We start from the raw sequence: 24,464 nt of genomic DNA, 5'->3' as shown, positions 1-24,464 counted from the left end.
CCAGATTTGGCCGCAGAAAGATTAATTCATTGTTAAAAAAAGGAATTCCAAAAAACAAATTCACACAAAAATGTTTAAAACGTAATTTGCCTTTAATGTCTTTATGAAATTTTTTCCACAACACCATCCTGGTGCCGGGTTGTCGACAAGGAGGCGATTTGCAACGCAAAGTAACCTGCCTTTGGAAAGAACCCCGAGCTGCGGCGCCTTATCATTTCGGCGTATCGCTACACAGCCACACTAACCATTCGAAGGAAGGGCTGTACTTCATCGCGCAGTATGCCGCCCGCCACTGGCCGTTGCAGCGAGCGCTGGCAGCGCAGGATAGAAAGGCGCAGCGCGAGGCGGGCGTAAAGGTCGATTTCTGGAAAGGCTACTGGGTTCCGCCTCTTCCCCCCCTTGCCGCTTTCGAACTGGAAAAGAAGCAGATCGAAGCGGTTTTGGAACTCGACGCCATGGTTTCCATCACGGACCACGACAATATCGAGGCCCCGATGTTGCTGCGCGTGGTTCCCGAAGCCCGGCGGATTCCGGTCTCGGTGGAATGGACGGTTCCCTTTGAAAGCACGAAGTTCCATCTCGGAGTTCACAATCTTCCCAGCGGTCGCGCAGAATCCATCATGGCGGACCTGGCTGAGTATACGAGCCATCCCATGGCCGGCCCCCGGCTGACCGAACTCCTGCGCGGGCTGCATGAAATTCCTGAAGTGATGGTCATATTGAATCACCCCATGTGGGATCTGGGAGGCGAGGGGCGGGAGCGGCACGAGTTGAATCTGCGGACATTCCTTTGCCGGCACGGCCAATACCTGCATGCGCTCGAGCTGAGCGGCATCCGCAGCTGGCAGGAGAACCAGTACGTGCTGCAACTGTCGGAAGCGTGCGACCAACTGGTTATCTCAGGAGGCGATCGTCATGGCTGCGAACCGAATGCGGCCCTGAACCTTACGCGCGCGGAGAGCTTTACGGAGTTCGTTCATGAAGTGCGCAGCGAACGATCGAGCCACGTTCTCTTCATGCCGCAGTATACCGAGCCCAACACGCTGCGCGTGTTGCAGACATTGTTGGACGTGATCCGGGAGAGTCCCGATTACTCGATTGGTTCGCGGCGTTGGGATGAGCGGGTTTTTCACCCCGACAGCGCCGGAGTCATACGGCCTTTGGCGGCCCTTTGGGAGAAACCTCCGTTCTATATTCGCTATTTCTTTTCGGTGGTCGCTTTATTGGAAGTGAGTGCGGTGAAAGGGGCCATGCGGTTGGCGCTCGCGCGGCCGGAACGCGAAAATGATCTTCTAGAGAGGAGCCAGGAGGCTGCTTCATGATGTCAAATACTTTGCGGGTAGCTTTTTTCCCCGACGCATACAACGAGATCGATGGCGTCGCGAATACGAGTCGCCATTTTGAGGGGTTCGCGATGCGTCACGATTTGCCGTTTTTGACAGTTCACGGCGGGGCGGCCGACGAATCGCTTCGAACCGGTTCGGTGTGGCGAGTATGCCGCCGTCGCGGAAAGTTTGGCTTCCCCCTCGACAAGAAACACGACTTTGATCTGGCGTTTTGGCGTCACTTCCGGGGGGTGGAGGCCGTGGTTCGCGACTTCGATCCGGACATTATTCACATTACCGGCCCCAGCGATGTTGGCCAACTGGCGTTGGCGATTGCCGAACACCTGCGCATTCCCCTGGTCGCTTCATGGCACACCAACATTCATCAGTACGCGGAACAGCGCGCAGCATCGTTGCTTTCGTTCGTTCCGAAGGGTGTCCGAGCGAAGTTGAGCGCTGCCATTCGCAAAGGCAGTCTTTTAGCGACGCTGCGCTTTTACCACGCGGCTCAACTCCTCTTTGCGCCCAACCAGGAACTCATTGAAATGATCGAGAAGGGGACGGGGAAGCCCTGTTATCCGATGTATCGCGGAGTGGACACCGAACTGTTCCATCCGCAACGGCGGAGGCGCGAAGAAGGCCCTTTCGTCATCGGATACGTCGGCCGCCTGACAGTGGAGAAGAATATTCGCTTTCTCGCCGATTTGGAGCGCAGGTTGATCGACGACGGATTGACCAACTTCCGCTTCGTCATTGTGGGGCAAGGCGCTGAGGAACTGTGGCTTAGAGCGAATATGCCAGGGGCTACGTTCACCGGGGTGTTGAAAGGAGAAGCGCTGGCCCGAGCTTATGCCAACATGGATGTGTTCGCGTTCCCGTCGCGAACCGACACGTATGGAAATGTTGTTCTGGAAGCGTTAGCCTCGGGGGTTCCGGCGGTCGTGACCGACAGTGGAGGACCACAGTTCATCGTCCGGCAGGGAGAAACGGGATTTGTGGCCCGGGACTTGCACGAATTTGCGGTAAACATTACGAACCTTGCCCAGCATCCAAACGAGTTAAAGCTGATGCGCAGCAATGCGCGGGCCCAGGCCGAGACCGCCTCGTGGGACGCGGTATTCAAGTCGGTGTATGCCGCCTACGAGCGGGTACTGCGGAGTTCCGTAACAACCGGAAGAAAGATTCGCATGCGTCCGCACACCGTACTGCCCTGAACCGGCTTGTGCTTCAAAGCGTCGCGGCGAGCCGAACCAGTTAAGGCGAATCATTTGAGGCCTAACCATTTGAGGCCTGCCATTTGAGGGAAGATGAATACTTCAAGGCAAATCCGCAGCATCGGGAAAGTGCTAGTCGTCGTGGGCCTTCTAGGGACTACCTCGCTATTGGCCAGGGCACAGGAGGCTGCTCCTCTAGCGATCTATGCGACGGCGTCACTCCATGCACCGCTGCAACTTGAACAGGTGGTCAAGAACCTCGAGGAGCGGAACGCAAGCCGGGCGGCCGCGCTCAGCCAATTCGAGGGGGAGCGCGTCTATCGCATGCAATATCGCGGCTTTCCCAGCGATCACAATGCCGAGATGGTGGTGAAGGTCAATTATCGCGCTCCCGATTTCAAGGAGTTCGAGGTTGTCTCACAGACTGGTTCCAAGTTCATTCTGGACCATGTGTTCAAGAAACTGCTGGAGGGAGAAAAGGAAGCCGCGAAAGCAGAAAACCGGAGCCAGAGCTCGCTGACCAGGGATAATTACGATTTCGAACTCGCGGCCTACGAGCCCGGTTCCGATGGTGGGCAATACGTGCTCAATCTGTTGCCCAAATCCAAGAATAAATTTCTCTATCGCGGAAAAATCTGGGTTGACGGCAAAGATTTTGCGGTGCTTCGGATCGAAGCCGAACCGGGAAAGAACCCCTCGATGTGGATCAAGAAGACTGTGATCAATCACAAATATGTGAAGGTCGACGATTTCTGGCTCCCCGAGGAGAATCGCACCGAAAGCGTATTGCGTTTGGGAGGCACCGCAACCCTTTCCATCGAGTACCGCAGCTACAAGATCCTCAAGTCATCCCCGCTGAACGCAGCCGCGGAGAACAACGTGGGCTTCCAATCCATAGCACGCTAGCCAGCACGTCCTCATCCTTCAAGGCAGGAAGATCGGCCAAGGCAGGAAGATCGGCGAGAATCTCGTCGATGGAATCTCTGGCAAATCAGTGCATCGTATCTTCCGGTTCCGGTGGGACTTTGGGAGCGGTGCGGAGAAACTTGATCAAACCGGCTCCAGTTGCCTTTCCGGCGCGCTTCCTGAAGAAGTCGGCGGCCGTTTCTACCACGCCGACTTTCTGGGCGACGGCGGCGGCAATCCACTGATTCAGAGACACGCCGTCTTCCTTCGCCAAGCGCTGCGCCGCTTTCTTGATCGAAAGGGGAAGCTTTAGGGGATAGGTTGCTTTGCTCATAATCTCACCTTCTTCAGTAATTCTGCTGGGCGCATGATAGCAATTTCAAATCGCTCACCTGCGGCTGCAAAGTCGGCCACATTGTACGTGACCAGGGCGTCTGCCTGACCGTTAATGGCGGCTTCCAGAACCATCTCATCATTCGGGTCTCGCGTCTGCGGCCGCCACTGAAAATGAACCTCGACGGGCTCGATTAAGGCCGCGAGTTCCGCCAGGAATTCATCAATCTGGTTTTCTGTCAGACCATGAGCCAATCGATGTTCCGGGCGCTTTAGTACATCTTCGTATTCCAAGAAGAGCGGCGGGGTCGCCAATATCCCTATGCGCCTCTCAGCAACCAAGCGTAAAACTGCATTTCCCGCCCCGAGCCGCGTTCGCAATCCGGCGACAACGACCGACGTGTCCACGATGATTTTTAACACTACATCCTATAGTATATCACATGTCATAGGGCGCCTCCTCCGAGCTTGTCGTTCCAGTAAGTCAAGATCAACTTCAAGGTCAAAGGCAGTGGACAGAGCCTGCCCGGAGTTCTGGGGCACGTCCTCCGGGCGGCAGTGAATTGCTTGCACGGTGTGTAAGTTATTGAAAAAGTTGCGGCGGAAAATCCGACGCAAACATTTATTCTTAGTTTTCCACGCCGTTCCACAGGGAAGTCGCATCGTCCACAGCTTCTGCACAACGGCGGAAGTTTTTTGTGTTGCGGGGCGCAACAATCTGGCCGAGAGTGGGTTCAGCGAAACGTGAGAGTTCCTGAGCTTGCCGAATGATTGCGGCAGAGCCAGCGGCAACCGGCGATTCTCGAGGGTGAATTGCCGGGGGACACTCCAGAAAACGCGCGTGAGCGCGACTGGTTGCCCGGGCGTTGCGGCCTCCTCCCCCACCTCGCTCCTCTTGCTTCTTTGAAGCGTGGAGCAGGAAAGGACCGCTGGCCACCGCAGCAATCGCAGGTGCGTGATCGCAAGATTGCAAACCGGCGACTGGCTTTGGCAAAAGCGGCACTCCTTGGGGAGCGCTGTCGGGCTGAAGCAGTCATTTCGCCTCCGCCACCAAGCGGTGACGAGGCAGGGCGCGGGAATCCACGTACGAATGCGGTCGGGTGGCTGGCCTGACCGCATTTGTTTTTCTAGTACTATCTTCCTCACAGTTCCCATCTTTCTCCTCCTTGGGAAGCGCCTGAGATGAAACCTGCGTCCTTTGCGGTCTAGGCTTTCTTTGGGCTACTGGCAAAATCAAAACCCTCAAACCGCAAAGAACGCGAAGATGGGTGCGCAGCGTTTCACCAGCGCTTCTTGAAATTCGTATTTTATTCGCCTACACTCTGGATTTGACCGAGTGGCTACGAATGACGCGCCAAACTTTTTTGGATTTGGTCTGAGATTTCCTACAGGGCTCGCGTGCATTCACAAGGGCAAGGAGACTAGTGTTCGGTTTGCAGCTGCGGAAGCTTACGGAGAAAGAAACTGTTGGCAACCACCGACTACAGCATCAGCACACTTCCGGCGAACGTTGAAGCCGAGCGTTCGATTCTAGGCGCGATCCTGCTCGACAACTTTGCCTACAACCAGGCCGCAGAGCATTTGCGGATCGAGGATTTTTCGCTGGACTCGCACCGGCGGATTTACTCGCGCATGGTGGATCTGGCCGAATCATCCCGGCCTATCGATATGATCACGCTGATCGAGGAACTCGATCGGCACAAGGATCTCCAACCGATCGGCGATGTCGCGTATGTGGCAAGCCTGGTTGATGGCGTGCCGGACCGGCCGAGCATTGAGCACTACGTCAAGATTGTCCGCGACAAGGCGCTGCTGCGCGGATTGATCTCCGCCGCGACCACCGCGATTGCGCGAGCGTCGGATCAGTCGGACTTAGCCGAAGAAGTTATTAATGACGCCGAAGCCGCAATCTTCGGCCTTTCGGAAAAGCGCATTGGGCGCGGCTTCATGGGGGTGCAGGAGATCGTCCGCGAATCGTTTGGGTCGGTCGACGCGCTGTTGCAGCGCGGCCAGCGCATCACGGGACTGGCGACTCACTACACCGATCTCGATGAGATGACGTCGGGATTGCAGCGCTCCGATCTGGTGATCATTGCGGCACGGCCGTCGATGGGCAAGACGGCGTTCGTGATGAACATCGCCGAAAACGCCGCGATTGAAGATCAGCAAGTCGTCGGAGTCTTCTCGCTGGAAATGTCGCGCGAGGCCCTGCTGATGCGCTTGCTCTGTTCGCAGGCGCGGGTCGATGCCCACAAGATGCGCACGGGATCGCTGTGGCAGGACGATACCAAGAAAGTTGTGCGTGCCATGGAGCAACTGGCGCACGCGCCGATTTTCATCGACGACACTCCCGGCATTTCCCTGAGCGAGATGCGCGCTAAGGCGCGGCGCTTAAAGCAGGCGCAGGGCGGAAAGCTCGACCTGATCATCGTCGACTATTTGCAATTGATGTCGGGCGGGAGCAAGCGCTTCGAGAATCGCACGCAGGAAGTGTCGGCGATTTCGCGGGGGCTGAAGGCGTTGGCCAAGGAATTGAGCGTTCCGGTGATTGCGCTGTCGCAATTGAGCCGCGCTCCGGAGAGCCGCGGCGGAGATCATCGTCCGCAACTCGCCGACTTGCGCGAGTCCGGATCGATTGAGCAGGATGCCGACCTGGTCATGTTCATTTTCCGCGAAGAGATTTACAAGCCCGACGACGCCGAGTTGCAGGGTAAGGCCGAAATCATTATTGCCAAACAACGAAATGGGCCAATAGGCAAGGTGAAGATGGCGTTCCTGAAGAGCAGCACGCGATTTGAGTCGCGCGCCGATGATGGCAGCGATCCAGAGGATTAGCTTTCGGCTACAGCGATCACTGTAGAAGTGGCTAGGAGAGTCCCTTAGAAGTGCCTAGGTAAGTCCCTTAGGAACTTAGGTTTGCATAGTTCGTCCGACCGATCCGTTTCCCTGTGGAAAAGCTTGTGGAATTGAAAACCGTGTTCGGAATTTCTTTTAGCAAAGAAGTTGCCATCGGTTTTAAAGGGACAAGTTCGCGTCTTTAAATCCATGAATAGTAACCAGTTATGCAATTCACGAGACATTAACATGACGGCTGGGCAAGCAGGAGTGGATTCGTTTCTCTTTTGAGATTTGCACATTTTGAGGTTCCGGCACTTTAGTTTTCGGCTCATTTTCAGCGGTTTTTCGCTCTCCGTCACTTCGCCCGGGCCGCAACAAAAGGCTGATCGGAACCATCGGTTTCGGTGATGGCGCGGTTGCAGCCGGCCAAGGGAACAACGAGGGAATTAGTTGCTCCTTTCGCCAACTCGACCGTAACGATTTTCCATCCTGACTTGAGGCAACCAGAGGGGATCGCTTGAATTCATATGCAACGACGCAGACTACCCTTTTCTAAGTCAATTCCAAGATGATCCGATCCTGCGTCACCGTACTCTCGGAGAATACGTTACCGTGAACAAACCCCCTCTGCTGCCGATCTGCGTGCTTCTCCTAGTTGTATCCTCGCAATGTCAAGATTCGCAGAGCCGATTCGACATCTTCGCCGGATACATGCACCTGAGTTATCCCGTTACCGACATCTACGGCAGCTCTTGGGCTCGGCAAGGTTTTGACGGAGGGGAAGCCTCCGCTGCCTATAGATTAGGAAAGTACTACGCAGCGGAAGCCGATTTCTCCGGCGCCATCGGACCCACTATGAACAATGGTAATACGCCCAACGAATACACTACTTCCACCAGAACCTATATGGCAGGGCCACGGTTCTTCACCAACTTTCACAGGGTCGGAGTGTTCGGCCATGTCCTCTTCGGAGGTCTGACCTTTACTCGGGGATTCCCGGGCGATTCCGGAACGTCGTTCGCCTTTGCTCTCGGTGGCGGCGTCAATCTTTGGGCCACGCGGCACATCGGCGTTCGCCTGGTGCAGTTCGACTACCTGCGCAACACGAACAGCGTGGCTGGAGAGGACGCCGATGCAAGATCCCAGCCCAGCACCAACTATCGCGTGTCCACCGGTATCGCGGTCCGATTCTGAACGGCTGGGGCACACCCACAATCTGCTCGGAATCACCCGACGGAAATCAGTCCAGCGGCCGCACCCAGATGTTGCGGAAGCTGATGGGTGGGCTGGGGTCGCCGTGGGCCTGAAGTTTGATGGGCGCTCCATCAAACGCTTTATAGAAGGGCTGGCCGATGTAGCGGGTTTCGCCTTTTAGCTCGAAATGATTCTGCACCAGTACGCCGTTGAAAAAGACGGTGACGTAGGCGGGAGACTTCAGCGTTCCGTCGGCGTTAAAGACCGGAGCGGTCCAGGCGATGTCATAGGTCTGCCATTCTCCCGGCTTGCGGTTGGGGTTGGCGAGCGGGACGGCCTGCTTGTAGATGCTGCCGGCTTGTCCGTTGACGTAGGTTTTGTTGTTGTAGTTGTCGAGCACCTGGAGTTCGTAGCCGGCATCGCCGGGTCCGGTGGATGCGAGAAAGACTCCGCTGTTGCCGCGCAACTGGCCGGAGCCGGTGACGTTCTCGGGAATCCGCCATTCGACATGCAGTTGATAATTCTTGAAACTGCGTTTGGTTTCGATGTTGCCGACGGCCTTGTTGACGGTGAGGATGCCGTTGGCGACGGTCCATTTCGCAGGAGCGCCGCGGTCTTTATCGTTGTCCTGCGCGGAAACCCACTCGTCGAGATTCTTGCCATCGAAGAGCACGATCGCGTCGGAGGGCGCGGCGCCGCAGGTTGCGCCGGGCGTCACGACTTTGGGCTCGGGCTGCCAGACTTCGGTGTCTTCGGGCTTGGGCTCGGGCGCGGCGGGTTGCTGAGCGAGCGCAGAAGCGGCGAGAGTTGCGAGCATAAGAAGGGCAGCGGTTAGATAGCGCATGGCGTGAAAAGCATACACCGATCGAGGGATTCCGTGAAAGCCGAGGGATTCTCGAAACCCCGTCTATGGGTGAGATGGCGATTCTGCATACCTCACCGACGAACGATCTCATCACATGCTCCAACTCCTCACTGCCAAGGACAAGGCCGAGCATGTCCTCAAATTCTTCCGTAGCGCCACTCCGCAGAGTTGAGGCAGTGGCACGCAACGATAAGCGTCAACGGCTCAGGCGCACGTGTCAGTTTGGCCCGCTGGGAGTTGTCGGCAAAAAGGTATCAGCGCCGTTCTTCTTCCGGCTTCGTTGGTTCCGCGAAGTGCCACAGAACGCCCGATGGATCGAACACATACGCTACGGTCAGGCCCCACGGCTCAACTCTTGGTGCTGCGGGGGGCGCAACTCCAAACTTGTTAGCCAAATCCAGCGAATTGAGGTGTCGCCACCAGGCGTCAACGTCGTTGACGAGGACGTGCATCACTGTGTTTTCGGCCCACGCTTTAACGTAGTAACCCTGAAGCAGAAAAGCGTGAGTTCCGAGGCTCAATTCGGCGAGAGTATCCCCCAACTGATACGCCTCGAAACCGATCGCTTTATAGAAACGCAAACTCGTCTCGAATTCCTTTGCCGGGAGGAAAGGACGAAACCTGAGAATTTTAGGAATCAGCTGGGTGATCGAGTCCACGAGCAGCTCCCGTATTCCACTCTAAAAATATACGAACCTCTTCCTGCATTGGGCGCAATTGTATGCCTCGCGGCAGCGGATCATTGAATAATTTCTATGCGGGCTAGTTGCTGCCTTCGCCTACTTTTAAAACGGCCAGGAAGGCTTCCTGGGGGATGTCGACGCGGCCGATGCGCTTCATGCGCTTTTTGCCTTCTTTTTGTTTTTCCAGCAGCTTGCGCTTACGGGAAATGTCGCCGCCGTAGCATTTGGCGATGACGTTCTTGCGCATGGCGTGGACGGTTTCGCGCGCGATGATCTTGGCTCCGATGGAAGCCTGGATTGGGACTTCGAACATCTGCCGGGGAATGAGTTCGCGCATTTTTGAAACCAGCAGCTTGCCGCGCTCGTAAGCAAATTCACGATGCACGATGATGGAAAGTGCGTCGACCGGTTCGCCCGCGACTAAGATGTCGAGTTTAACCATGGGCGATTCCCAATAGCCGGCCAGGTGATAGTCGAGAGAGGCGTAGCCGCGCGAGACCGACTTCAGGCGATCGTAGAAGTCGAGCACGATTTCGTTCAAGGGCAATTCATAATGCAGCATGACGCGCGAGGAGCTGACGTATTCGAAAGTTTTCTGCTTGCCGCGTTTTTCTTCGACGAGCTTCAGGATTCCGCCGACGTACTCTTCATTGGTCAGGATGGTCGCGAGGATCACCGGTTCTTCGACTTTTTCGATCTCGCTGGGATCGAGCCAACGCGACGGATTGTCGATTTCGACCATCGTGCCGTCGGTCTTGGTGATCTTGTAGCGGACGCCGGGGGCGGTCGTGATCAGGTCGAGATTGAATTCGCGCTCCAGGCGCTCCTGAATGATCTCCATGTGGAGCAGGCCGAGGAAGCCGCAGCGGAAGCCGAAGCCGAGCGCAACGGAGCTTTCCGGTTCAAAGAAGAATGACGAATCGTTGAGGCGCAATTTTTCGAGCGCCTCGCGCAGTTGCGTGTGCTCGTGGGCATCGACGGTATAGAGCCCGGCGAAGACCATGGGCTTGATTTCTTCGAAGCCGGGCAGCGGTTCGATGGCGGGGTTGGTGTCGTCGGTAATGGTGTCGCCGATTTTTGTGTCGGCAACATTCTTGATGTTGGCGATAATGAATCCCACTTCGCCGGCGGAGAGTTCGTTGATCTCGACTGGCTTCGGGGTGAGCACGCCGAGAGTTTCCGCGTCGAAGGTGGTGCCATTCCACATCAGGCGGATCCGCTGTCCTTTGCGAAGTGTTCCCTGAAACACACGAGTGAGCACGACGACGCCGCGATAAGGATCGAACCAGGAGTCGAAAACCAGCGCCTGAAGCCGATTGTCGGGCGACCCCTTCGGCGGAGGAACGCGTTTTACGATCGCCTCCAGCACATCGGGGACGCCCTGACCGGTCTTAGCACTGATGAGGACCGCGTCGGTGGCATCGAGGCCGACTGCGCCTTCGATCATCTCTTTCGTGCGGGGAATGTCGGCGCTTTGCAGGTCGATCTTGTTGATGACGGGGATGATTTCGAGACCGTGATTGATGGCGAGATACGAGTTGGCGAGGGTCTGGGCTTCGACTCCTTGCGAAGCGTCGACAACAAGAAGCGCGCCCTCGCACGACGCGAGCGATCGCGAGACTTCATAGGAAAAATCCACGTGGCCGGGAGTGTCGATCAGGTTGAGCTGATAAGTCTGGCCGTCCTGCGCGGTGTAGTTCATGCGCACAGCGTGAGCTTTGATGGTGATGCCGCGCTCGCGTTCCAAGTCCATGGAATCGAGAACCTGGGCCTGCATTTCGCGCGCGGTCAGCGATCCGGTCAACTCCAGCAGGCGATCGGCCAGCGTGGATTTGCCGTGATCGATGTGCGCGATAATCGCGAAATTGCGGATGAAAGCGGCGTCCATGAGGCTATGGTTAATCTTTGATTCTAGCAGTTGCCTGTTCCTCTCTGAATTGGACGCGGCCAGGGATCTCAGCCGCTACCAGCCATGGATACGCTCGGAGAGTAGAGTCGGTTTGGGCCCGTGGTGTAACGGAAACACGGCACCTCGCGACGGTCGCAGATGCGGGTTCGAATCCCGTCGGGGTCCACGCTTCGGTTCTGTGGAGCGCGGGTTCCAAAGGGAGCGAAATGCGAGGATAAGCTCCCGACAAAAGTAACTTGACTGCCCGCGGATTGTCGGGCGATACTGATGATGTCGCGGGGTGCCGTTCTGACCCACAGTTTAAGAGCCTCGGAGAATTCCGAGGCTCTTGTTCTTTGCCGCAGTGTGCTGCTCCGTTATCCAACTTCGATAGAATCAGAGCCGCATGCTCGTTCTCGCCTCCGCTTCACCTCGACGACAGGAACTACTTTGCAACGCAGGCATTTCCTTCCGCGTGCAACCCGCGAATGTCGACGAGACTCCGCTGGCGGCCGAGGCGCCGCGTGATTACGCCGAGCGGTTGGCGCGAGAGAAAGCTCTGGCAGTTTCGCGATTGCGGCCGCGCGATACCGTCCTGGGCGCAGACACGATTGTGGTGGTCGACAATACTATTCTCGGTAAACCCCGTGACGCGGACGATGCCGCGCGCATGCTGCGCCTTCTATCGGGGCGCCTGCATTCTGTGATCACAGGTGTTTGCCTGGTAGGGGGAACGTCTGGTTCGTCCTCCGCTCCTTTGTCCCACTCGAAGCCCGGAGCAAACATACGTGGAACTGGGAACCGAGATCTGAGAACTGCCTCCGAAACGACTCTGGTGGCGATGAACGAACTGTCCGAGGATGAGATTCGCGAGTACGTCGCGACCGGCGAGCCGATGGATAAAGCGGGGGCCTACGCGATTCAGGGAATAGCTTCGCGCTGGATTCCGCGGATTGAGGGCGATTACAGCAACGTAGTGGGGCTGCCGGTAGCGCTGGTGTATCGTATGTTGCGCGAGATGGTCGGCGAGGATCAGGCTGGTCGCGAGCGAGATTGACTAGGACTTTTTCTCGTCGCTCGTCTTTGCATCGGTCGTCTTTACGTTTTTCTCTTCTTTCTCTTCTTTGTTCTGTTCGCCTTCGTTCATCGCCGACTTGAAGTTGCGATAGCCATCACCCAGACCCTTGCCCAGGCCCTTGGTCACCGAGGCAAACTTGGATGGCCCGAAGAGGAGCAGAAAAATGATCACGAGCAACAACAGATGTAAAGGAGAAAATAGACCCTCACCCATCGCTCCTCCGTAGGAATATTCGCTGACGCGCAGTAGTGCGTGCGCCGACACGACCCAGACACACAGGCTGATGAGATTCTAGGCCGGTGAAGTCAGCGAGTCAAAGCGGACGCTGCGCCGGACGGATCTCATTCGAGACGCTCACCAAGCGAACGGGAAGAAGTCTATGTTTAGAGTGTTTCTCTCCGAAGGGGTGGCATGCCGAAAATACGTCTTCGCCTGATTGCGCTGCTTTTTCTTGTCTGCGCGGCCGCGTTCGCCTCCGCCCAGGACGCCGCTTCCGCACAGGCCTCGCCGGAACAACAGAGAAAAACCAGCGAACCGTATACGGGAGATCTCTCGGTATTCGATTCGCCAGGACGCGACGAGCGGCTCCAAATCAATCGGGTGATGGACATTCTCGGCATCGCTCCGGGAAAGAATGTGGCCGACATTGGGGCGGGATCGGGCTGGTTTACGGTTCGGGCTGCGCGCCGCGTGGGCGCCCGTGGGTTGGTTTATGCAGTCGACATCAATCCTGAAGCGATTCGCCACATCGGCGAGCGGGCGCAGAACGAGGGGTTACAAAATGTGAAGACGATCTTGAGCAAGCCCGACGATCCGCTGCTGCCATCGGATTCGGTGGACGCTGTGCTCTTGCTGAAGGCTTACCACGAAGTTGCACGTCCGATCGAGTTGCTGCGCAACTTGCGCGCGGCGCTGCGCCTCGGCGCGCGGGTAGGAGTGATTGACCGCAACGGAAACGGAGAAGATCACGGAGTCGGCCGCGAGATCGTGATTCGCGAAGCCAAACAGGCGGGCTACAAGTTAGTCGAGACGTACGACTTCGTGAAGGGCGACAAGATGGATTATTTTCTGGTTTTTACGGCAGCAGAGTAATTTCTTCCACCACCGACCAGGCTGTGCGACTCAAATCGGCGAACGCACTAAGGTCGGCGTCGGAGGCCGCGCCTTGCGGGGTGGCCCAAGCCGCCTCCATCGCGTCCCAACTATCGAAATAAAGTTCAACGATAGCGCTCCACTGCGGGGCCTTCCGCTTGGGATCGGCAATTGGATAATTCTGCGCATACTTTCTGACGCCCGGGAGATTCTTCGCGAGCGCCGCGTGAACCTCCGCGAGATGACGCCGAAATTGTTCTGAAGTCAGATCGGGACGGCGGTAGATGACAACCATGAACTTGAGCAAGCGAGTGTCTCCAGTAAGCGTCTTCCGAGATCGTTCACAGAACATCGTCGAAACGACAATCACGCGCTTTCGATCATTCCGGCCAGAAGCAGCGCGCGGCGCGGCAACTCGGCGATCTCGATGTATTCGTGAACAGCGTGGGCTCCCTGGCCCGCGCCTCCCATGCCGTCGAGGGTCGGGATGCCCAAGACGGCGGTGAAGTTTCCATCGGAGCCTCCGCCGACCGCGGCCTCTTCGAGCTTCCAGTCAACTTGCTTCGCGATCGCTTTCGCTTTCTCGTAGAGTGCGGCGACGCCGGCATTTCGCTCCATCGGCATGCGGTTGATTCCACCCTCGATGGTGAGATTGCAGTGTTTATCGAAGGGCTTGAGCGCTCGCAGTTTGCGATCGAGCGCAGCGGCCTGCTCGGCATTCGCGATGCGTACATCGATTTCGACGGCGGCTTCGGCCGCGATGACGTTGGTGCGGGTTCCGCCGCGGATCACGCCGGGATTTACCGAGATACCCAGCTTCAGATTGTTCAGCTTCGAGATGGCGGCGATCTGGCGGGCCAGTTCTCGGATAGCGCTGTGTCCCTTGGCGGGGTCGAGACCGGCGTGCGCGGCGACGCCCTTCACGTTGAGGACGTATTCGCCGACGCCCTTGCGCGCGGTCTTTACGGCTCCGCGCGATGCGGCCGGTTCGAGCACGAGTACAGCAGCCGATTCCAGCGCCAGCGCCTCGGTGATTTTTCGCGAAGAATAGCTGCCGACTTCTTCGTCGGAAACCAGAAACACAGTGATCGGGCGCGGCAGGCCGCCGCGCCAGGCTTGCAGCGCGGCGATCGCATACAGCATCAGCGCGATGCCCGATTTCATGTCGAGTACGCCGGGGCCATGCATGCGGCCATCAGCAACATAGGAGGGCATGGTGGCGAGCGTTCCCAAAGGATAGACGGTATCGAAGTGGCCGAGGAGCAGAACGGGGCGAAGCGCTTCACCCGGGGCATTGACGCTTGCGGAAAAATCGATTTGCACGCTGTCGGCGAATTGTTCGGAATGATGCACGCGGGCGCGTCCGCCGACGGCCTCGAAGGCGCCTGCGAGGAAGGCACCCATGCCGTCGGCCGCGTGCTTATTGTCGCTGGGAGATTCGATCTCGACGAATTCGCCGATGGTCTTGACGATCGCTTCCTGTCGCGCTTCGAAGTAGGCCAATCGCTCGGGCCACGGCGGAGTTACCTCGGCAGCCTCGGGCTCAACTAAGTTGGAGCGCGCTTGTTCCGGCTGTAGCTTTTGTGAACTTTTTTTCTGGCGCGGCATCGGTCGTTGGTCTCCAGCCCGGAGCCGACGGCAGCTTGGGCACAAGCCGTACAGTATAATCTTCAAGCCGTTTTGATACGAACCCCGTTCTACGATTTGAGTAATATTCGAACAGGGTTGGGAACAACCGGTTTGATCACTGGTTTTAACGACCATGAATGAGAGCATCCCTGTGCCGGACGATTCGGCTGGCTCCGCAAAGACCACGCTCGATATCAACGAAATTTTCAAGATTCTTCCGCATCGTTATCCTTTTTTGCTGATCGATCGTGTGATCGAGGTGAGGCGCAAAGAGCGCCTCGTGGCCATTAAGAATGTGACCGTCAACGAGCCGTTCTTTGTCGGACACTTTCCCCAGTTGCCCATCATGCCCGGCGTGCTGATTGTGGAGGCGCTGGCGCAGGCGGGGGGAGTCCTTTTGTTGATCGAGTTCGAGGATCGCAGCAACAAAGTTCTGCTGTTCACCGGCATCGAGCGGGCGAAGTTCCGGCGTCCAGTGAGTCCCGGCGATCAACTGCGGCTCGAGGTGGAAGTGACCGGCTGGCGCACGATGCAAGGGATGACCGCTGCGAAGCTTGAGGGTCTCGTTTACGTGGACAACAAGCGTGTGGCGGAGGCAACCTTGTCATGCCAACTGATCGACCGAACGCCAGGGAACGCCGGTGCGAGGTAAATACTGCAAGTGCTCAGCCCGCCGCGATTGTCCAGGCATGTCCCACCCATGAACGCAGATGCCAGTAACGTGAATTCCTCGAACGTGCACGCTACGGCGATTATCGATTCGCGCGCGAAGGTTCCTGCCTCCTGCAACGTCGGCCCCTACTGCGTGATTGGCGCCGAGGTTGAACTGGGGGAGGGGTGCCGGCTTGTCTCGCATGTAACGATCGAAGGGCCGACGAAAATCGGCGCGGGCAATAGCTTCTTCCCGTTCACCGCCATCGGCATGGCGCCGCAGGATGTGACTTACAAAGGCGAGCCGACGCAGCTTGAAATCGGCGATCACAACGAGATTCGCGAGTTCGTCACCATCAATCGGGGCACGGCGAAGGGCGGCGGCGTGACTAAGCTCGGCAGTCATCTGCTGATTATGGCGTACGCGCACATCGGGCACGACAGCGTGGTGGGCGATTACGCCATGCTGGTCAATGGCGCCACGCTCGCGGGCCACGCGATCGTGGAAGAATGGGCTGTCGTGGGCGCGCTGAGCGCGGTCCATCAGTTCGTGCGGGTCGGGGCGCACGCCTATATTGGCGGCGGAGCGATGATCACGCAGGATGTGCTGCCCTTCTCCATGACCTCGGCGGCGCGCGAAAATCATGCTTACGGCGCGAACAAAGTCGGCCTCGAACGCCGCGGCTTCTCGAAGGATCGCATCGCGAAGATCCAGAGCGCGTTCAAAATTTTGCTGGCGTCGAAGCTGAATACTTCGCAGGCGCTGGAGGCTTTGAAGTCCGACGCCGACCGCGGGGACGATGTCGATATGATGATCCGGTTTATCGAAGTGTCGGAGCGAGGAGTGATTAAGTGAGTGGCTAGTGGCCAGTGGTCAGTAACATCGCACCTTACTAGCCACTGATCGCTGATCACGGATCACTTATGCAACGTCTCGGCCTCATCGCCGGCAACGGCAAGTTTCCTTTCCTGGTGCTCGACGCGGCGCGCGCGCAGGGATATGAAGTCGTGGTGGTCGCTATCAAGGAAGAAACTTTTCCAGAGATCGAATCTCGCGGGGCCGCGGTGGTGCGGTGGGTTTCGCTCGGGGAACTCTCGAAGCTGATTGAAACCTTTCAGCGCGAAGGGGTGAAGCGCGCCATTATGGCGGGGCAGGTGAAGCACAAGCAGATTTTTTCCAGCATCCGGCCAGACTGGCGGCTGGCTAAACTTCTGCTCTCTCTAACGGCACGCAATACGGATTCATTGCTGGGAGCGGTGGCGAAGGTGTTGAGCGACGAAGGCGTGACGCTCGAAAGCTCAACCTGGCTGCTCGAACCGCTGCTGGCGAAGTCCGGCGTGCTGACAAAGCGGGAGCCAACTGAGCAGGAGCGCAAGAATATCGAGTACGGGCGCAGTGTGGCCCGCCAACTTGCGGAGCACGATATTGGGCAGACAGTAGTCATTGCAGAATCTGCATGCGTTGCGGTTGAAGCCATGGAAGGCACCGACGCAACCATCGAGCGGGCTGGACAGATTATGCGGTCGTTGAGTAGCACCTCCGAGATTGGCGACCCTCGGAATAACGACCCCTTGAAGAGCGATATTTCCACGCTGAGCCGCGCTCTTACGGTGGTCAAAATTGCGAAGCCGAATCAGGATATGCGCTTCGATGTGCCCGTCATCGGCGTGAAGACGATCGACGTAATGCAGGAAGCGGGGGCGACTTGTCTCTCTCTGGAGGCGGGAAAATGCTTGCTCCTGGACGGGCAGAAGATTATCGACGCCGCCAACACGGCGAGAATCGCAATCGTCGCAAACGGGATTTGATTCGATGAGATCGAAGCAGGCACAAATGCAATCCGAAGCCAGCCGCATCGCCGACCAGCTTCAGCGCGCCTTCTACGGCAGCGCGTGGCACGGGCCGGCCTTGCTCGAACTGTTGGAGGACGTCGACGCTGCCAGTGCGGCTGCCAAGCCTCTGCCTGAAGTTCACAGCATCTGGGAACTGGTCTTGCACATTGCAGTGTGGGACGCCGCCGGGGCACGGAGGCTTAGTGGCGAGAAATGTCAGCCGGCGGGAGTGGCAAACTTTCCGCCGGCGCCGGCAGCGAGAGAGGCTGCCTGGCGCAAGGCGGTCGCCGCGGCGAAGCGCACGCACGATGCTCTCGTCAAAACAGTCGCCGCTCTGCCCGACTCACGGCTGCGAGATCGCGTTCCCGGCAAGCGCTATGACTTCTATCACATGCTGCATGGGATCGCGCAGCATGAGCTTTATCATGCGGGACAGATTGCGGTTCTGAAGAAGGTTTTGGGGCGGTAGGTCTTAGGATCGGCGTCAGGCGTTCGGCGTCGGACCTCGGACTTCATACGTCAGACTCAGATAGTAACGAAGAGCGAAACCCAAGACCTAACACTCAAGGCTCCATCTTCGCTTCACCACTTTTTGAAGATCACCGCCACCGCAGCCACGATCAGCGCGAAGCCGGCCAGGTAATTCCAGCGCAGCGGTTGCTTCAGGTACAGGACCGAGAAGGCGGCGAAGACCGTCAGAGTGATGACCTCCTGGATGGTCTTCAATTGCGCCGCGGTGAATTCGTATGAACCGATGCGGTTGGCTGGGACCTGAAAGCAGTATTCGAAGAAGGCGATCAGCCAGCTGATCACAATCACCTTGTAGAGCGGCACCTCGCGATATTTCAGATGTCCATACCAGGCGAACGTCATAAAGATGTTGGAGATAGTGAGCAGTGCGATCGTCCTCATGGGGCGAGGGAGTCCTTTCTGGGTCGCGGTTACAAAAGCTATCCGCTCAGGGGCGCCGCTATGCAGTTTGGGTACCGCGCCGCGGCCGTTAAGCCTGAGATCGTAGCCGTGAACGTTATATCGCACCAGTGATGCTCTTTCCCTGGTTTCCGTTTACAATTTCGTTCCGGCAACCGGCCAGCGGGAATTTCTTCTGTCATCGCAAGATCAGCCGTCGCACAATTCCGTTTCCGTCGCCGTCGTGGGCGTGGGCGTTTTTGGACGCAATCATGCCCGAGTTTACAAGGAACTCGAACAACAAGGGGAACCGGTCCGGCTGCTGGGAGTGGTGGATAGCGATGTGAATCGCGCCGATGAGGTGGCCCGGGAGTTTGGCTGCAAGGGCTTCGGCTCGGTGCACCAGATGTTGACCACGCATAGCGAGTTGCAAGCCGCGTCGGTGGCGTCGCCGACCGTGCATCACCTGAGCGTGGCCAGCGAACTGATGAAGGCTGGCGTCGACGTTCTGATCGAAAAGCCGCTGGCGACAACTCTGGCCGAGGCCGACGAACTCGTCGCACTCGCCGCCAGGCACAAACGGATTGCGCAGGTCGGTCACCTTGAACGTTTCAATCCTGCGGTGCGCGCTACGATTCCGCTGCTGACGCAGCCTATGTTTTTCGAAGTCCACCGGCTGAGTGTATTTACTCCGCGATCGCTGGATGTGGATGTGGTGCTTGATCTCATGATCCACGATCTCGATATTGTGCTGGCGTTTGCCAAGTCGCCGGTCAAGGAAGTTCGCGCCGTCGGTCTGCCGATCTTGTCGGGCAAGGTGGACATTGCCAATGTGCGCCTGGAACTGGAATCGGGCTGCGTCGCCAACTTCACCGCCAGCCGAGTCTCCACCGAGCGCGTGCGCAAGCTGCGATTTTTTCAGCCGCGGCAGTATATTTCTCTCGATTATGGACGCCAGGAAGTTCTGGTCTTCACCGTCGGGCAGGATGGAGCGGCAGAGGGAACTCCTTCGGCGAATCCTCAGATAGGAGTGAGCAAGCCTCCGGTGGCTTCTGAAGAGCCGCTGCACGCGGAACTGAAGTCGTTCTTGCGCGCCGTGCGCGAGCGTTCCAGCCCGCAAGTTCCGCTCGAGGACGGGCGCCGCGCGCTGGCGCTCGCACTCGAGATTGTGGCGGCGATTCGCGATCACGGGAAGAAAGTGAATCTCGCCGGGATTGCGTCGGCGAAGCTCTGAGAGTATTCGTTACTAAGAAAAATCGACGCGGGCCGGCGCGGCTTCGCCGGCGCCGGACAGCCGAGGCGGCTGTCCCCACATGAGTTTTCTATCCCACCAAAAACGACAATTTACATATGTTTACATGCCTAGGACGCATCTGATTTGTTGGTGAGCAGAATGACGCGAAAGATGCGAAAATAGAGATAACTTGGTTGTAAAAGCGCGCGCGCACCCTTGCGTTACTTCCTGGAGGCCGGATGCAACGCCGTGACTGTATTCGGTGTCTAAAGACAGGCGAATACAGCTAACCTAATGGTTAGGCTTTGCAGTTGAGTTTTGCAGTTGAGCCCCAGCGCATGCCGATCACTCAAATTCCATTCCAGGACCCGGTGGCTCCGCCCGAAAAGCCGCAACCAGAACAGCTCGGGCTTTACGACACTCAGGATTGGGAAACCGCATACCGTGATCTGGACGCGCGCGTGCCGCACCTGCTCATCCAATTGCAGGACGATCTGCAACGGTCGCGCAAGCGCGAGGCGCTATGGCTGTCGATCATTGTCCACCTGCTGTTGTTCATCGGATTGTGGCATCTGGACTGGATCCAGAAATCAATCGGCTGGCATACGGCGGTCGCCGTGCCGCTGAATGCGAATAAGAACAATAATTTGACGTACCTTGAGCTTCCGCCGGATTTACAGAAAGCTCCACGTCGGCCGAATACAAACATTGCGTCCGACAAGGACCGCATCGCAACTTCGCGGCATCCCGAGCTCGATCCGAAGGAATTGCGAAAAATTCTGGCGACGCCGCCTCCCGGCGCCCCAGGACTGTCTGCTCCACGCGCGGCGCAACCGGCACAGCCGCCGCCAGCAGTGTCGCAGAATCAGCAACCGGCTCCGCAGCCGGGACAGCAGCAGGCGCAGCGTCCGCAATTCCAGAGCGATCAGACGGCGCAGTTGCAGACTCCGGCCCGGCCCAACGAGTTTGCCAAGTTCGGCACCGGTATGAGCGCAGGCTCCGCGATTCAGCAGGCGACCGAAGCAGCCGCCGCCCGCCGCGGAGGTGGCGGAGGACAGGAAGGCGACTTTGGCCTGGGCACGGGTGCACACGGCCGGCAATTGGGCAATCTCGAAGTGCTCAGCGATACGCAGGGCGTCGACTTCGGACCGTACTTGCAGCGCATTTTGCAGGAAGTCCGCGAACACTGGTATCAGGCGATTCCAGAATCCGCCGAGATGAAGAAGGGGAAGTTGCAGATCGAGTTTGCCATCACCAAAGACGGCAAAGTGGCGGACATGCGGTTAACATTTCCGTCCGGGGATGTGGCTCTGGATCGCGCCGCCTGGGCGGGCATTTCCGCTTCTAATCCGTTTCCGCCGCTGCCCACAGAATTTACTGGCCCGTATCTGGCGCTGCGCTTTCGCTTCTATTACAACCCCGACAAGTCGGATTTGCAGTAATCGGCGGGAGTCCGTTTTTCGATCCTTCGCCTAAATGAGAACAACGTGGCGGCGGACGCATTCGTCCGCCAGCACATGCAGTCCGTGATGATAAGGCCCCCGGACGAATGTGTCGGGGCTGCGTGTTTCATGTGTTAAATGGCGATACGAATCCTGAAGTCTGGCGCCCCGGCCCGAAGTCAGCCTTTCCGCAAATGAATCGATCCATCCCCGGTGCGGATTGTGAGTTGGTTGCCGCCGCCGTTGAGTTTGCCATGAACCTCATTCTGGCGAATCGCGCCCTCCGTGGTAATCGGCATGTCGAGATCGATATGGCCGTCGCTCGTGTGCAGGCTCACGTCGGCCGTGAGTTCCGGGGAAATCTCAAGGGAAACGTTGCCGTCGCCGGTCTCAAGCCGCCAGCCTGAGGCCAGCGTAGAGCCCTGTGTCGCGCGCACTTCGAGGTGTCCGTCGCCGGTTTTTACTTCGAGTTCGTCGAAGCGGCCACGGGCCGTGATGTGGCCATCGCCAGTCGAGGCGTGCAGTTTGCCGTCAACGTCTTCCAGGTTCTCCGAGCCGTCGCCGCTATGCAACTCCATCTCGCCCTTCAATCCGGCGAGGTCGATTTTGCCATCGCCAGTCTTCAAGTCGACCCGGCCCTCACGCGGCATCTGGATGACGATGTCTACGCGATGCTGGCCCCAATCGATGGTGAGGCCGTGGTGCGGGTAGCGCACTTCAATGTCGACCGAGTCGCCCGTCTGATGCTCCTCGACGCGGATGCCGCCATCGCCGATCTTGTAATGGCTGGTGATGACCTTGGCTTCAATCGTGTTCTGATCCCAAGTCGTTACGCGAATGTTTGCGTCCGACGTGTCGATCCGCAGGTCGGGCTTGCCGCTCAGGGTGTAGGTCTTCGACCACTCGTCGGCGTAAGCGGGGAGGTTGGTGACGATGGCGACGGCCACTACGGCGAGTAACAGGCGCTTCACGGCAGCAGGTGTCATAAGAGCCTCATTTCGTGCGTGCTTCTTCTGGTTCAATCTTCTTCGTCAGATCTTGTTCTCGTCCCATCCCCGGGCGGGGCGCACTTCGCCCAAGCTGATAGACGTAGTTACGCGGCATCGGTGAGGTTGGTTCCAAAAAAAGCGCAGACGTGAAGAAATCTAACCTCGATTCTGAGAAGGGAGATATGCCATGCGAATCAACGTGCGCTCTGAGAACGGCAGGTATAGCAGGGCCGCGCTGACCGCGAAGGCTGCTCCCAGTCCAATCTCTTGGATCAAGAGAAACGGAGCGACGGCCCACAACTGGTCCAGCGCCAGCACGAAGGGAAAAATCTGGCGGAATTTCTCGCCGAGCCGCTGATAGTCGAATCCCACTGCCGACATCAACCAGCAGCGCAGCGGGATGCCGATGCCAGCCGTCACCATCACCGCGGCGGCGAGTGTCGTCGCGGCCCAACCCGGAAGAATCAAGTCTGCGACGGCCTGGACATCGTGAATGCGAAATAGGGCGCTCAGATAGAACGCGAGATACATCAATTGAATCAGCGCGAACAGGCCGCGGGTAATGGCGCGGCGCGGGATGGGAACTTCGAGTTCGGGATGAATCGAGACAGGCGGATCGGACGAGGCTATCGCGGGACGCACGATAGTTGCGACCGCGCCGTGTCCCGAAGAAGTTGCACCCGAAGTGTGCCCGCCGTCGGGAATCTGGACCGGAGCGATAAAGCGGTATCCGCGGCGAGCCAAAGTTTCGACATAGCGCGGGCTGGAGGCGGAGTCGCCCAGCGCCTCGCGCACTTTGTTGATGGCTGTGTTCAGGCTGTGGTCGAAGTCGACGAAGGTATCAGAGGGCCACAGCCTTTGTTGCAACTCCTCGCGCGTTACGACCTCCCCGGCACGTTCGAGCAGCACCGCCAGCACCTGGAACGGCTGCCCTTGCAGACGCAACTTAACTCCGCTCCTGCGCAATTCGCCAGCGCTCAGGTCGAGTTCGAAAACTCCAAAGCGCGCGACGCGGCTGTGATTTTGTGGAACAGGCATGAGCGATGGCGACGCCGTAGTTTAGCACCGCGGGAATCGCGCAGGGGCGGACGCATTCGTCCGCCCCGGGTTCGGCAGAGACCCGGCGAGTCGCAGCATCGGTCCCGAACGAATGCGTTCGGGTCTACGCGAGCATTTCCTGGCTCTGGCGGAGCTACAATGTCACGGTGCCCGATACCCCTCCCCAGGACGATCGCAAGCATCGCCGCCATGCAGTCTATACGTCGGAAACCACCGGGCTGCTCGTAATCGCATTCATCCTGCTGATTCTCACCCTGGTTCGGTACTGGCATGACATTCACTGGAGCCTGCGCTGAACGTGGGTGCGGAGCCGATTGCCGCATCTATTCAGGCAGAGCCGCTGCTGGTCGTGATCGTCGGTCCGACCGCCAGTGGGAAGACGGCTTTGTCCCTTTCGCTCGCCCGGAAGTTCAACGGCGAGATCGTCAACTGCGATTCGTTGGCGATGTACCGCGGGTTCGATATCGGGACGGCCAAGCCCACCGCTGATGAGCGAAAGCGCACGCCTCATCATCTGTTCGATTTCGTCGATCCCACGCAATATATGACGGCGGGCGAATACGCGCGCCAGGCACGGCACGTGCTAATGGAAATCAAGCTGCGCGGGCACTTGCCCATTGTGGTCGGCGGCACCGGGCTATATTTGCGCGCATTGCTCGAAGGACTTTTCCCTGGTCCGCAACGCTCGGAAGGGTTGCGCGATCGCCTGCGCGCAAGCGCGGCAAGGCGCGGCCCAAATCATCTGCACGGTGTGCTGCAGCGCCTTGATCGCGCGACCTCCGAAAAAATCCACGCCAACGACGCGCCAAAGCTGATCCGCGCAATCGAAGTCTGCCTCGCGTCGCGAGAGAAAATGTCTGAACTCTGGCAGCAGGGTCGTGATCCATTAAAGGGTTTTCGAATTCTACGGCTAGGGCTTGATCCGGATCGCGCCGAGCTCTACGAACGGATCAACCTGCGGGCCAGCCGAATGTTCGAAGCCGGCCTGGTCGAAGAAACGCAGACGTTGCTGAACAAATACGGCTTAGCGGCAAGCCCGCTGGCATCACTTGGCTACAAGCAGGCGGTCCAATTCCTGCGCGGCGAACTTATCCGCGAGCAAGCCCTCCAAGCTGCCCAGCAAGCCCACCGCAACTACGCCAAGCGCCAGCTGACATGGTTCCGCCGCGAGCCGGCAGTCACATGGCTGAAGGGCTTCGGAGAAGATGTGGAGATGCAGCGCGCAGCCATCTCTCGCATTGAAGCAGCCATCACTCGCATTGAAAATGAGATGTGATTCGGAAGCCGGTAGCCGAGCGCTGG

26 protein-coding genes and 1 tRNA gene are annotated in these 24,464 nt (G+C 58.0%); 16 read left to right on the top strand and 11 right to left on the bottom strand.

Annotated features, from left to right (window positions below):
• Nucleotides 1–158: 158 nt before the first annotated feature.
• The 3 genes from VGM18_21255 to VGM18_21245 all read left to right on the top strand — a co-directional run bounded on the left by VGM18_21255 (nucleotide 159) and on the right by VGM18_21245 (nucleotide 3,445).
• Nucleotides 159–1,322, top strand: coding sequence for a hypothetical protein (locus VGM18_21255; GenBank protein ID HEY3975540.1), 1,164 nt, complete (start codon nucleotides 159–161; stop codon nucleotides 1,320–1,322).
• On the top strand, nucleotides 1,319–2,539 hold the full coding sequence (locus VGM18_21250; GenBank protein HEY3975539.1) for a glycosyltransferase: 1,221 nt from the start codon (nucleotides 1,319–1,321) through the stop codon (nucleotides 2,537–2,539). Before VGM18_21255 ends, VGM18_21250 begins: the two co-directional genes overlap by 4 nt.
• 93 nt (nucleotides 2,540–2,632) lie before the next feature.
• On the top strand, nucleotides 2,633–3,445 hold the full coding sequence (locus VGM18_21245) for a hypothetical protein (protein HEY3975538.1): 813 nt from the start codon (nucleotides 2,633–2,635) through the stop codon (nucleotides 3,443–3,445).
• Between the two features lie 85 nt (nucleotides 3,446–3,530).
• Here VGM18_21245 and VGM18_21240 read toward each other — a convergent pair whose 3' ends face one another.
• Entirely contained in the window at nucleotides 3,531–3,779 is a 249-nt protein-coding gene (locus VGM18_21240) for a hypothetical protein (protein ID HEY3975537.1), read from the bottom strand.
• Nucleotides 3,776–4,201, bottom strand: a complete 426-nt coding sequence (locus VGM18_21235; GenBank protein HEY3975536.1) for a putative toxin-antitoxin system toxin component, PIN family — start codon at nucleotides 4,199–4,201, stop codon at nucleotides 3,776–3,778. The genes VGM18_21240 and VGM18_21235 overlap by 4 nt, the downstream gene beginning before the upstream one ends.
• Nucleotides 4,202–5,245: 1,044 nt before the next feature.
• Here VGM18_21235 and dnaB point away from each other — a divergent pair.
• A complete protein-coding gene (gene dnaB / locus VGM18_21230) occupies nucleotides 5,246–6,613 on the top strand; it encodes a replicative DNA helicase (protein ID HEY3975535.1) in 1,368 nt (455 codons plus the stop codon).
• Nucleotides 6,614–7,228: 615 nt separating this feature from the next.
• Nucleotides 7,229–7,810, top strand: a complete 582-nt coding sequence (locus VGM18_21225; GenBank protein HEY3975534.1) for an outer membrane beta-barrel protein — start codon at nucleotides 7,229–7,231, stop codon at nucleotides 7,808–7,810.
• Between the two features lie 46 nt (nucleotides 7,811–7,856).
• Here the strand turns inward: VGM18_21225 and VGM18_21220 are convergent, their stop codons facing one another.
• From VGM18_21220 to lepA, 3 genes are all read right to left on the bottom strand, one after another.
• Nucleotides 7,857–8,627: a DUF1080 domain-containing protein gene (locus tag VGM18_21220; GenBank protein HEY3975533.1), complete on the bottom strand. Its 771-nt coding sequence runs from the start codon at nucleotides 8,625–8,627 to the stop codon at nucleotides 7,857–7,859.
• 302 nt (nucleotides 8,628–8,929) lie between these two features.
• Nucleotides 8,930–9,334: a glyoxalase gene (locus VGM18_21215; GenBank protein ID HEY3975532.1), complete on the bottom strand. Its 405-nt coding sequence runs from the start codon at nucleotides 9,332–9,334 to the stop codon at nucleotides 8,930–8,932.
• A 103-nt stretch (nucleotides 9,335–9,437) separates the two neighbouring features.
• On the bottom strand, nucleotides 9,438–11,246 hold the full coding sequence (gene lepA, locus VGM18_21210; GenBank protein HEY3975531.1) for a translation elongation factor 4: 1,809 nt from the start codon (nucleotides 11,244–11,246) through the stop codon (nucleotides 9,438–9,440).
• A 114-nt stretch (nucleotides 11,247–11,360) separates the two neighbouring features.
• Between lepA and VGM18_21205 the strand changes: the two genes are divergently transcribed.
• Nucleotides 11,361–11,433: transfer RNA gene (locus VGM18_21205), tRNA-Arg, on the top strand.
• A 219-nt stretch (nucleotides 11,434–11,652) separates the two neighbouring features.
• Nucleotides 11,653–12,303, top strand: a complete 651-nt coding sequence (locus VGM18_21200; protein HEY3975530.1) for a Maf family protein — start codon at nucleotides 11,653–11,655, stop codon at nucleotides 12,301–12,303.
• Here VGM18_21200 and VGM18_21195 read toward each other — a convergent pair whose 3' ends face one another.
• Entirely contained in the window at nucleotides 12,304–12,588 is a 285-nt protein-coding gene (locus tag VGM18_21195; GenBank protein HEY3975529.1) for a twin-arginine translocase TatA/TatE family subunit, read from the bottom strand.
• Nucleotides 12,589–12,735: 147 nt separating this feature from the next.
• On the opposite strand from VGM18_21195, the gene VGM18_21190 reads away from it, so the two are divergent.
• Nucleotides 12,736–13,416 (top strand): class I SAM-dependent methyltransferase, encoded by a 681-nt coding sequence (locus VGM18_21190; GenBank protein HEY3975528.1) that lies wholly within the window; start codon nucleotides 12,736–12,738, stop codon nucleotides 13,414–13,416.
• Here the strand turns inward: VGM18_21190 and VGM18_21185 are convergent.
• Together VGM18_21185 and VGM18_21180 are read right to left on the bottom strand one after the other, a co-directional pair.
• Complete coding sequence (locus VGM18_21185; protein ID HEY3975527.1) at nucleotides 13,400–13,723, bottom strand: EthD family reductase; 324 nt, start codon at nucleotides 13,721–13,723, stop codon at nucleotides 13,400–13,402. The two genes, VGM18_21190 and VGM18_21185, sit on opposite strands and share 17 nt — an antisense overlap.
• A 59-nt stretch (nucleotides 13,724–13,782) precedes the next feature.
• Nucleotides 13,783–15,024, bottom strand: a complete 1,242-nt coding sequence (locus VGM18_21180; protein HEY3975526.1) for a M20 family metallopeptidase — start codon at nucleotides 15,022–15,024, stop codon at nucleotides 13,783–13,785.
• 154 nt (nucleotides 15,025–15,178) lie between these two features.
• On the opposite strand from VGM18_21180, the gene fabZ reads away from it, so the two are divergent.
• The 4 genes from fabZ (at nucleotide 15,179) to VGM18_21160 (ending at nucleotide 17,998) form a co-directional block, all read left to right on the top strand.
• A complete protein-coding gene (gene fabZ, locus VGM18_21175; GenBank protein ID HEY3975525.1) occupies nucleotides 15,179–15,697 on the top strand; it encodes a 3-hydroxyacyl-ACP dehydratase FabZ in 519 nt (172 codons plus the stop codon).
• Nucleotides 15,698–15,745: 48 nt separating this feature from the next.
• The gene (gene lpxA, locus VGM18_21170; protein HEY3975524.1) at nucleotides 15,746–16,552 is read left to right on the top strand and encodes an acyl-ACP--UDP-N-acetylglucosamine O-acyltransferase; all 807 of its coding nucleotides are present in this window, start codon (nucleotides 15,746–15,748) and stop codon (nucleotides 16,550–16,552) included.
• A 68-nt stretch (nucleotides 16,553–16,620) separates the two neighbouring features.
• Nucleotides 16,621–17,505, top strand: a complete 885-nt coding sequence (gene lpxI, locus VGM18_21165; protein ID HEY3975523.1) for a UDP-2,3-diacylglucosamine diphosphatase LpxI — start codon at nucleotides 16,621–16,623, stop codon at nucleotides 17,503–17,505.
• Nucleotides 17,506–17,509: 4 nt separating this feature from the next.
• Nucleotides 17,510–17,998, top strand: coding sequence for a DinB family protein (locus VGM18_21160; GenBank protein ID HEY3975522.1), 489 nt, complete (start codon nucleotides 17,510–17,512; stop codon nucleotides 17,996–17,998).
• 113 nt (nucleotides 17,999–18,111) lie between these two features.
• Here VGM18_21160 and VGM18_21155 read toward each other — a convergent pair whose 3' ends face one another.
• Nucleotides 18,112–18,441, bottom strand: a complete 330-nt coding sequence (locus tag VGM18_21155; GenBank protein HEY3975521.1) for a DMT family protein — start codon at nucleotides 18,439–18,441, stop codon at nucleotides 18,112–18,114.
• 241 nt (nucleotides 18,442–18,682) lie between these two features.
• On the opposite strand from VGM18_21155, the gene VGM18_21150 reads away from it, so the two are divergent.
• Together VGM18_21150 and VGM18_21145 are read left to right on the top strand one after the other, a co-directional pair.
• Nucleotides 18,683–19,672 carry a Gfo/Idh/MocA family oxidoreductase gene (locus VGM18_21150; GenBank protein HEY3975520.1) on the top strand — a complete coding sequence of 330 codons (990 nt, stop codon included), beginning with the start codon at nucleotides 18,683–18,685 and terminating at the stop codon, nucleotides 19,670–19,672.
• Nucleotides 19,673–20,010: 338 nt separating this feature from the next.
• Nucleotides 20,011–21,114 (top strand): TonB family protein, encoded by a 1,104-nt coding sequence (locus VGM18_21145; GenBank protein HEY3975519.1) that lies wholly within the window; start codon nucleotides 20,011–20,013, stop codon nucleotides 21,112–21,114.
• A 179-nt stretch (nucleotides 21,115–21,293) separates the two neighbouring features.
• On the opposite strand, the gene VGM18_21140 is transcribed toward VGM18_21145, so the two are convergent.
• Nucleotides 21,294–22,100: a DUF4097 family beta strand repeat-containing protein gene (locus VGM18_21140; GenBank protein HEY3975518.1), complete on the bottom strand. Its 807-nt coding sequence runs from the start codon at nucleotides 22,098–22,100 to the stop codon at nucleotides 21,294–21,296.
• A 159-nt stretch (nucleotides 22,101–22,259) separates the two neighbouring features.
• Nucleotides 22,260–23,141, bottom strand: a complete 882-nt coding sequence (locus tag VGM18_21135; GenBank protein ID HEY3975517.1) for a transcriptional regulator — start codon at nucleotides 23,139–23,141, stop codon at nucleotides 22,260–22,262.
• Between the two features lie 167 nt (nucleotides 23,142–23,308).
• Here VGM18_21135 and VGM18_21130 point away from each other — a divergent pair, with 167 nt between their 5' ends.
• Together VGM18_21130 and miaA are read left to right on the top strand one after the other, a co-directional pair.
• Entirely contained in the window at nucleotides 23,309–23,458 is a 150-nt protein-coding gene (locus VGM18_21130; GenBank protein ID HEY3975516.1) for a hypothetical protein, read from the top strand.
• A 2-nt stretch (nucleotides 23,459–23,460) separates the two neighbouring features.
• Nucleotides 23,461–24,438, top strand: coding sequence for a tRNA (adenosine(37)-N6)-dimethylallyltransferase MiaA (miaA, locus tag VGM18_21125; protein ID HEY3975515.1), 978 nt, complete (start codon nucleotides 23,461–23,463; stop codon nucleotides 24,436–24,438).
• The last annotated feature ends 26 nt before the right edge of the window (nucleotides 24,439–24,464 follow it).

This window comes from Candidatus Sulfotelmatobacter sp. (assembly GCA_036500765.1).
GTDB lineage: Bacteria > Acidobacteriota > Terriglobia > Terriglobales > Acidobacteriaceae > Sulfotelmatobacter.
This window is presented reverse-complemented; position numbering and strand designations above follow the sequence as displayed.

What these genes read in the sequence shown, in the direction of transcription:
- VGM18_21145 (HEY3975519.1), top strand. Translation starts at nt 20,011, where the DNA reads ATGCCGATCACTCAAATTCCATTCCAGGACCCGGTGGCTCCGCCCGAA.
- lpxA (HEY3975524.1), top strand. Translation starts at nt 15,746, where the DNA reads ATGAACGCAGATGCCAGTAACGTGAATTCCTCGAACGTGCACGCTACG.
- VGM18_21190 (HEY3975528.1), top strand. Translation starts at nt 12,736, where the DNA reads ATGCCGAAAATACGTCTTCGCCTGATTGCGCTGCTTTTTCTTGTCTGC.
- VGM18_21160 (HEY3975522.1), top strand. Translation starts at nt 17,510, where the DNA reads ATGAGATCGAAGCAGGCACAAATGCAATCCGAAGCCAGCCGCATCGCC.
- VGM18_21240 (HEY3975537.1), bottom strand. Translation starts at nt 3,779, where the DNA reads ATGAGCAAAGCAACCTATCCCCTAAAGCTTCCCCTTTCGATCAAGAAA.
- VGM18_21250 (HEY3975539.1), top strand. Translation starts at nt 1,319, where the DNA reads ATGATGTCAAATACTTTGCGGGTAGCTTTTTTCCCCGACGCATACAAC.
- VGM18_21155 (HEY3975521.1), bottom strand. Translation starts at nt 18,441, where the DNA reads ATGAGGACGATCGCACTGCTCACTATCTCCAACATCTTTATGACGTTC.
- lepA (HEY3975531.1), bottom strand. Translation starts at nt 11,246, where the DNA reads ATGGACGCCGCTTTCATCCGCAATTTCGCGATTATCGCGCACATCGAT.
- VGM18_21245 (HEY3975538.1), top strand. Translation starts at nt 2,633, where the DNA reads ATGAATACTTCAAGGCAAATCCGCAGCATCGGGAAAGTGCTAGTCGTC.
- VGM18_21200 (HEY3975530.1), top strand. Translation starts at nt 11,653, where the DNA reads ATGCTCGTTCTCGCCTCCGCTTCACCTCGACGACAGGAACTACTTTGC.
- VGM18_21135 (HEY3975517.1), bottom strand. Translation starts at nt 23,141, where the DNA reads ATGCCTGTTCCACAAAATCACAGCCGCGTCGCGCGCTTTGGAGTTTTC.
- fabZ (HEY3975525.1), top strand. Translation starts at nt 15,179, where the DNA reads ATGAATGAGAGCATCCCTGTGCCGGACGATTCGGCTGGCTCCGCAAAG.
- lpxI (HEY3975523.1), top strand. Translation starts at nt 16,621, where the DNA reads ATGCAACGTCTCGGCCTCATCGCCGGCAACGGCAAGTTTCCTTTCCTG.
- VGM18_21220 (HEY3975533.1), bottom strand. Translation starts at nt 8,627, where the DNA reads ATGCTCGCAACTCTCGCCGCTTCTGCGCTCGCTCAGCAACCCGCCGCG.
- VGM18_21180 (HEY3975526.1), bottom strand. Translation starts at nt 15,024, where the DNA reads ATGCCGCGCCAGAAAAAAAGTTCACAAAAGCTACAGCCGGAACAAGCG.
- VGM18_21140 (HEY3975518.1), bottom strand. Translation starts at nt 22,100, where the DNA reads ATGACACCTGCTGCCGTGAAGCGCCTGTTACTCGCCGTAGTGGCCGTC.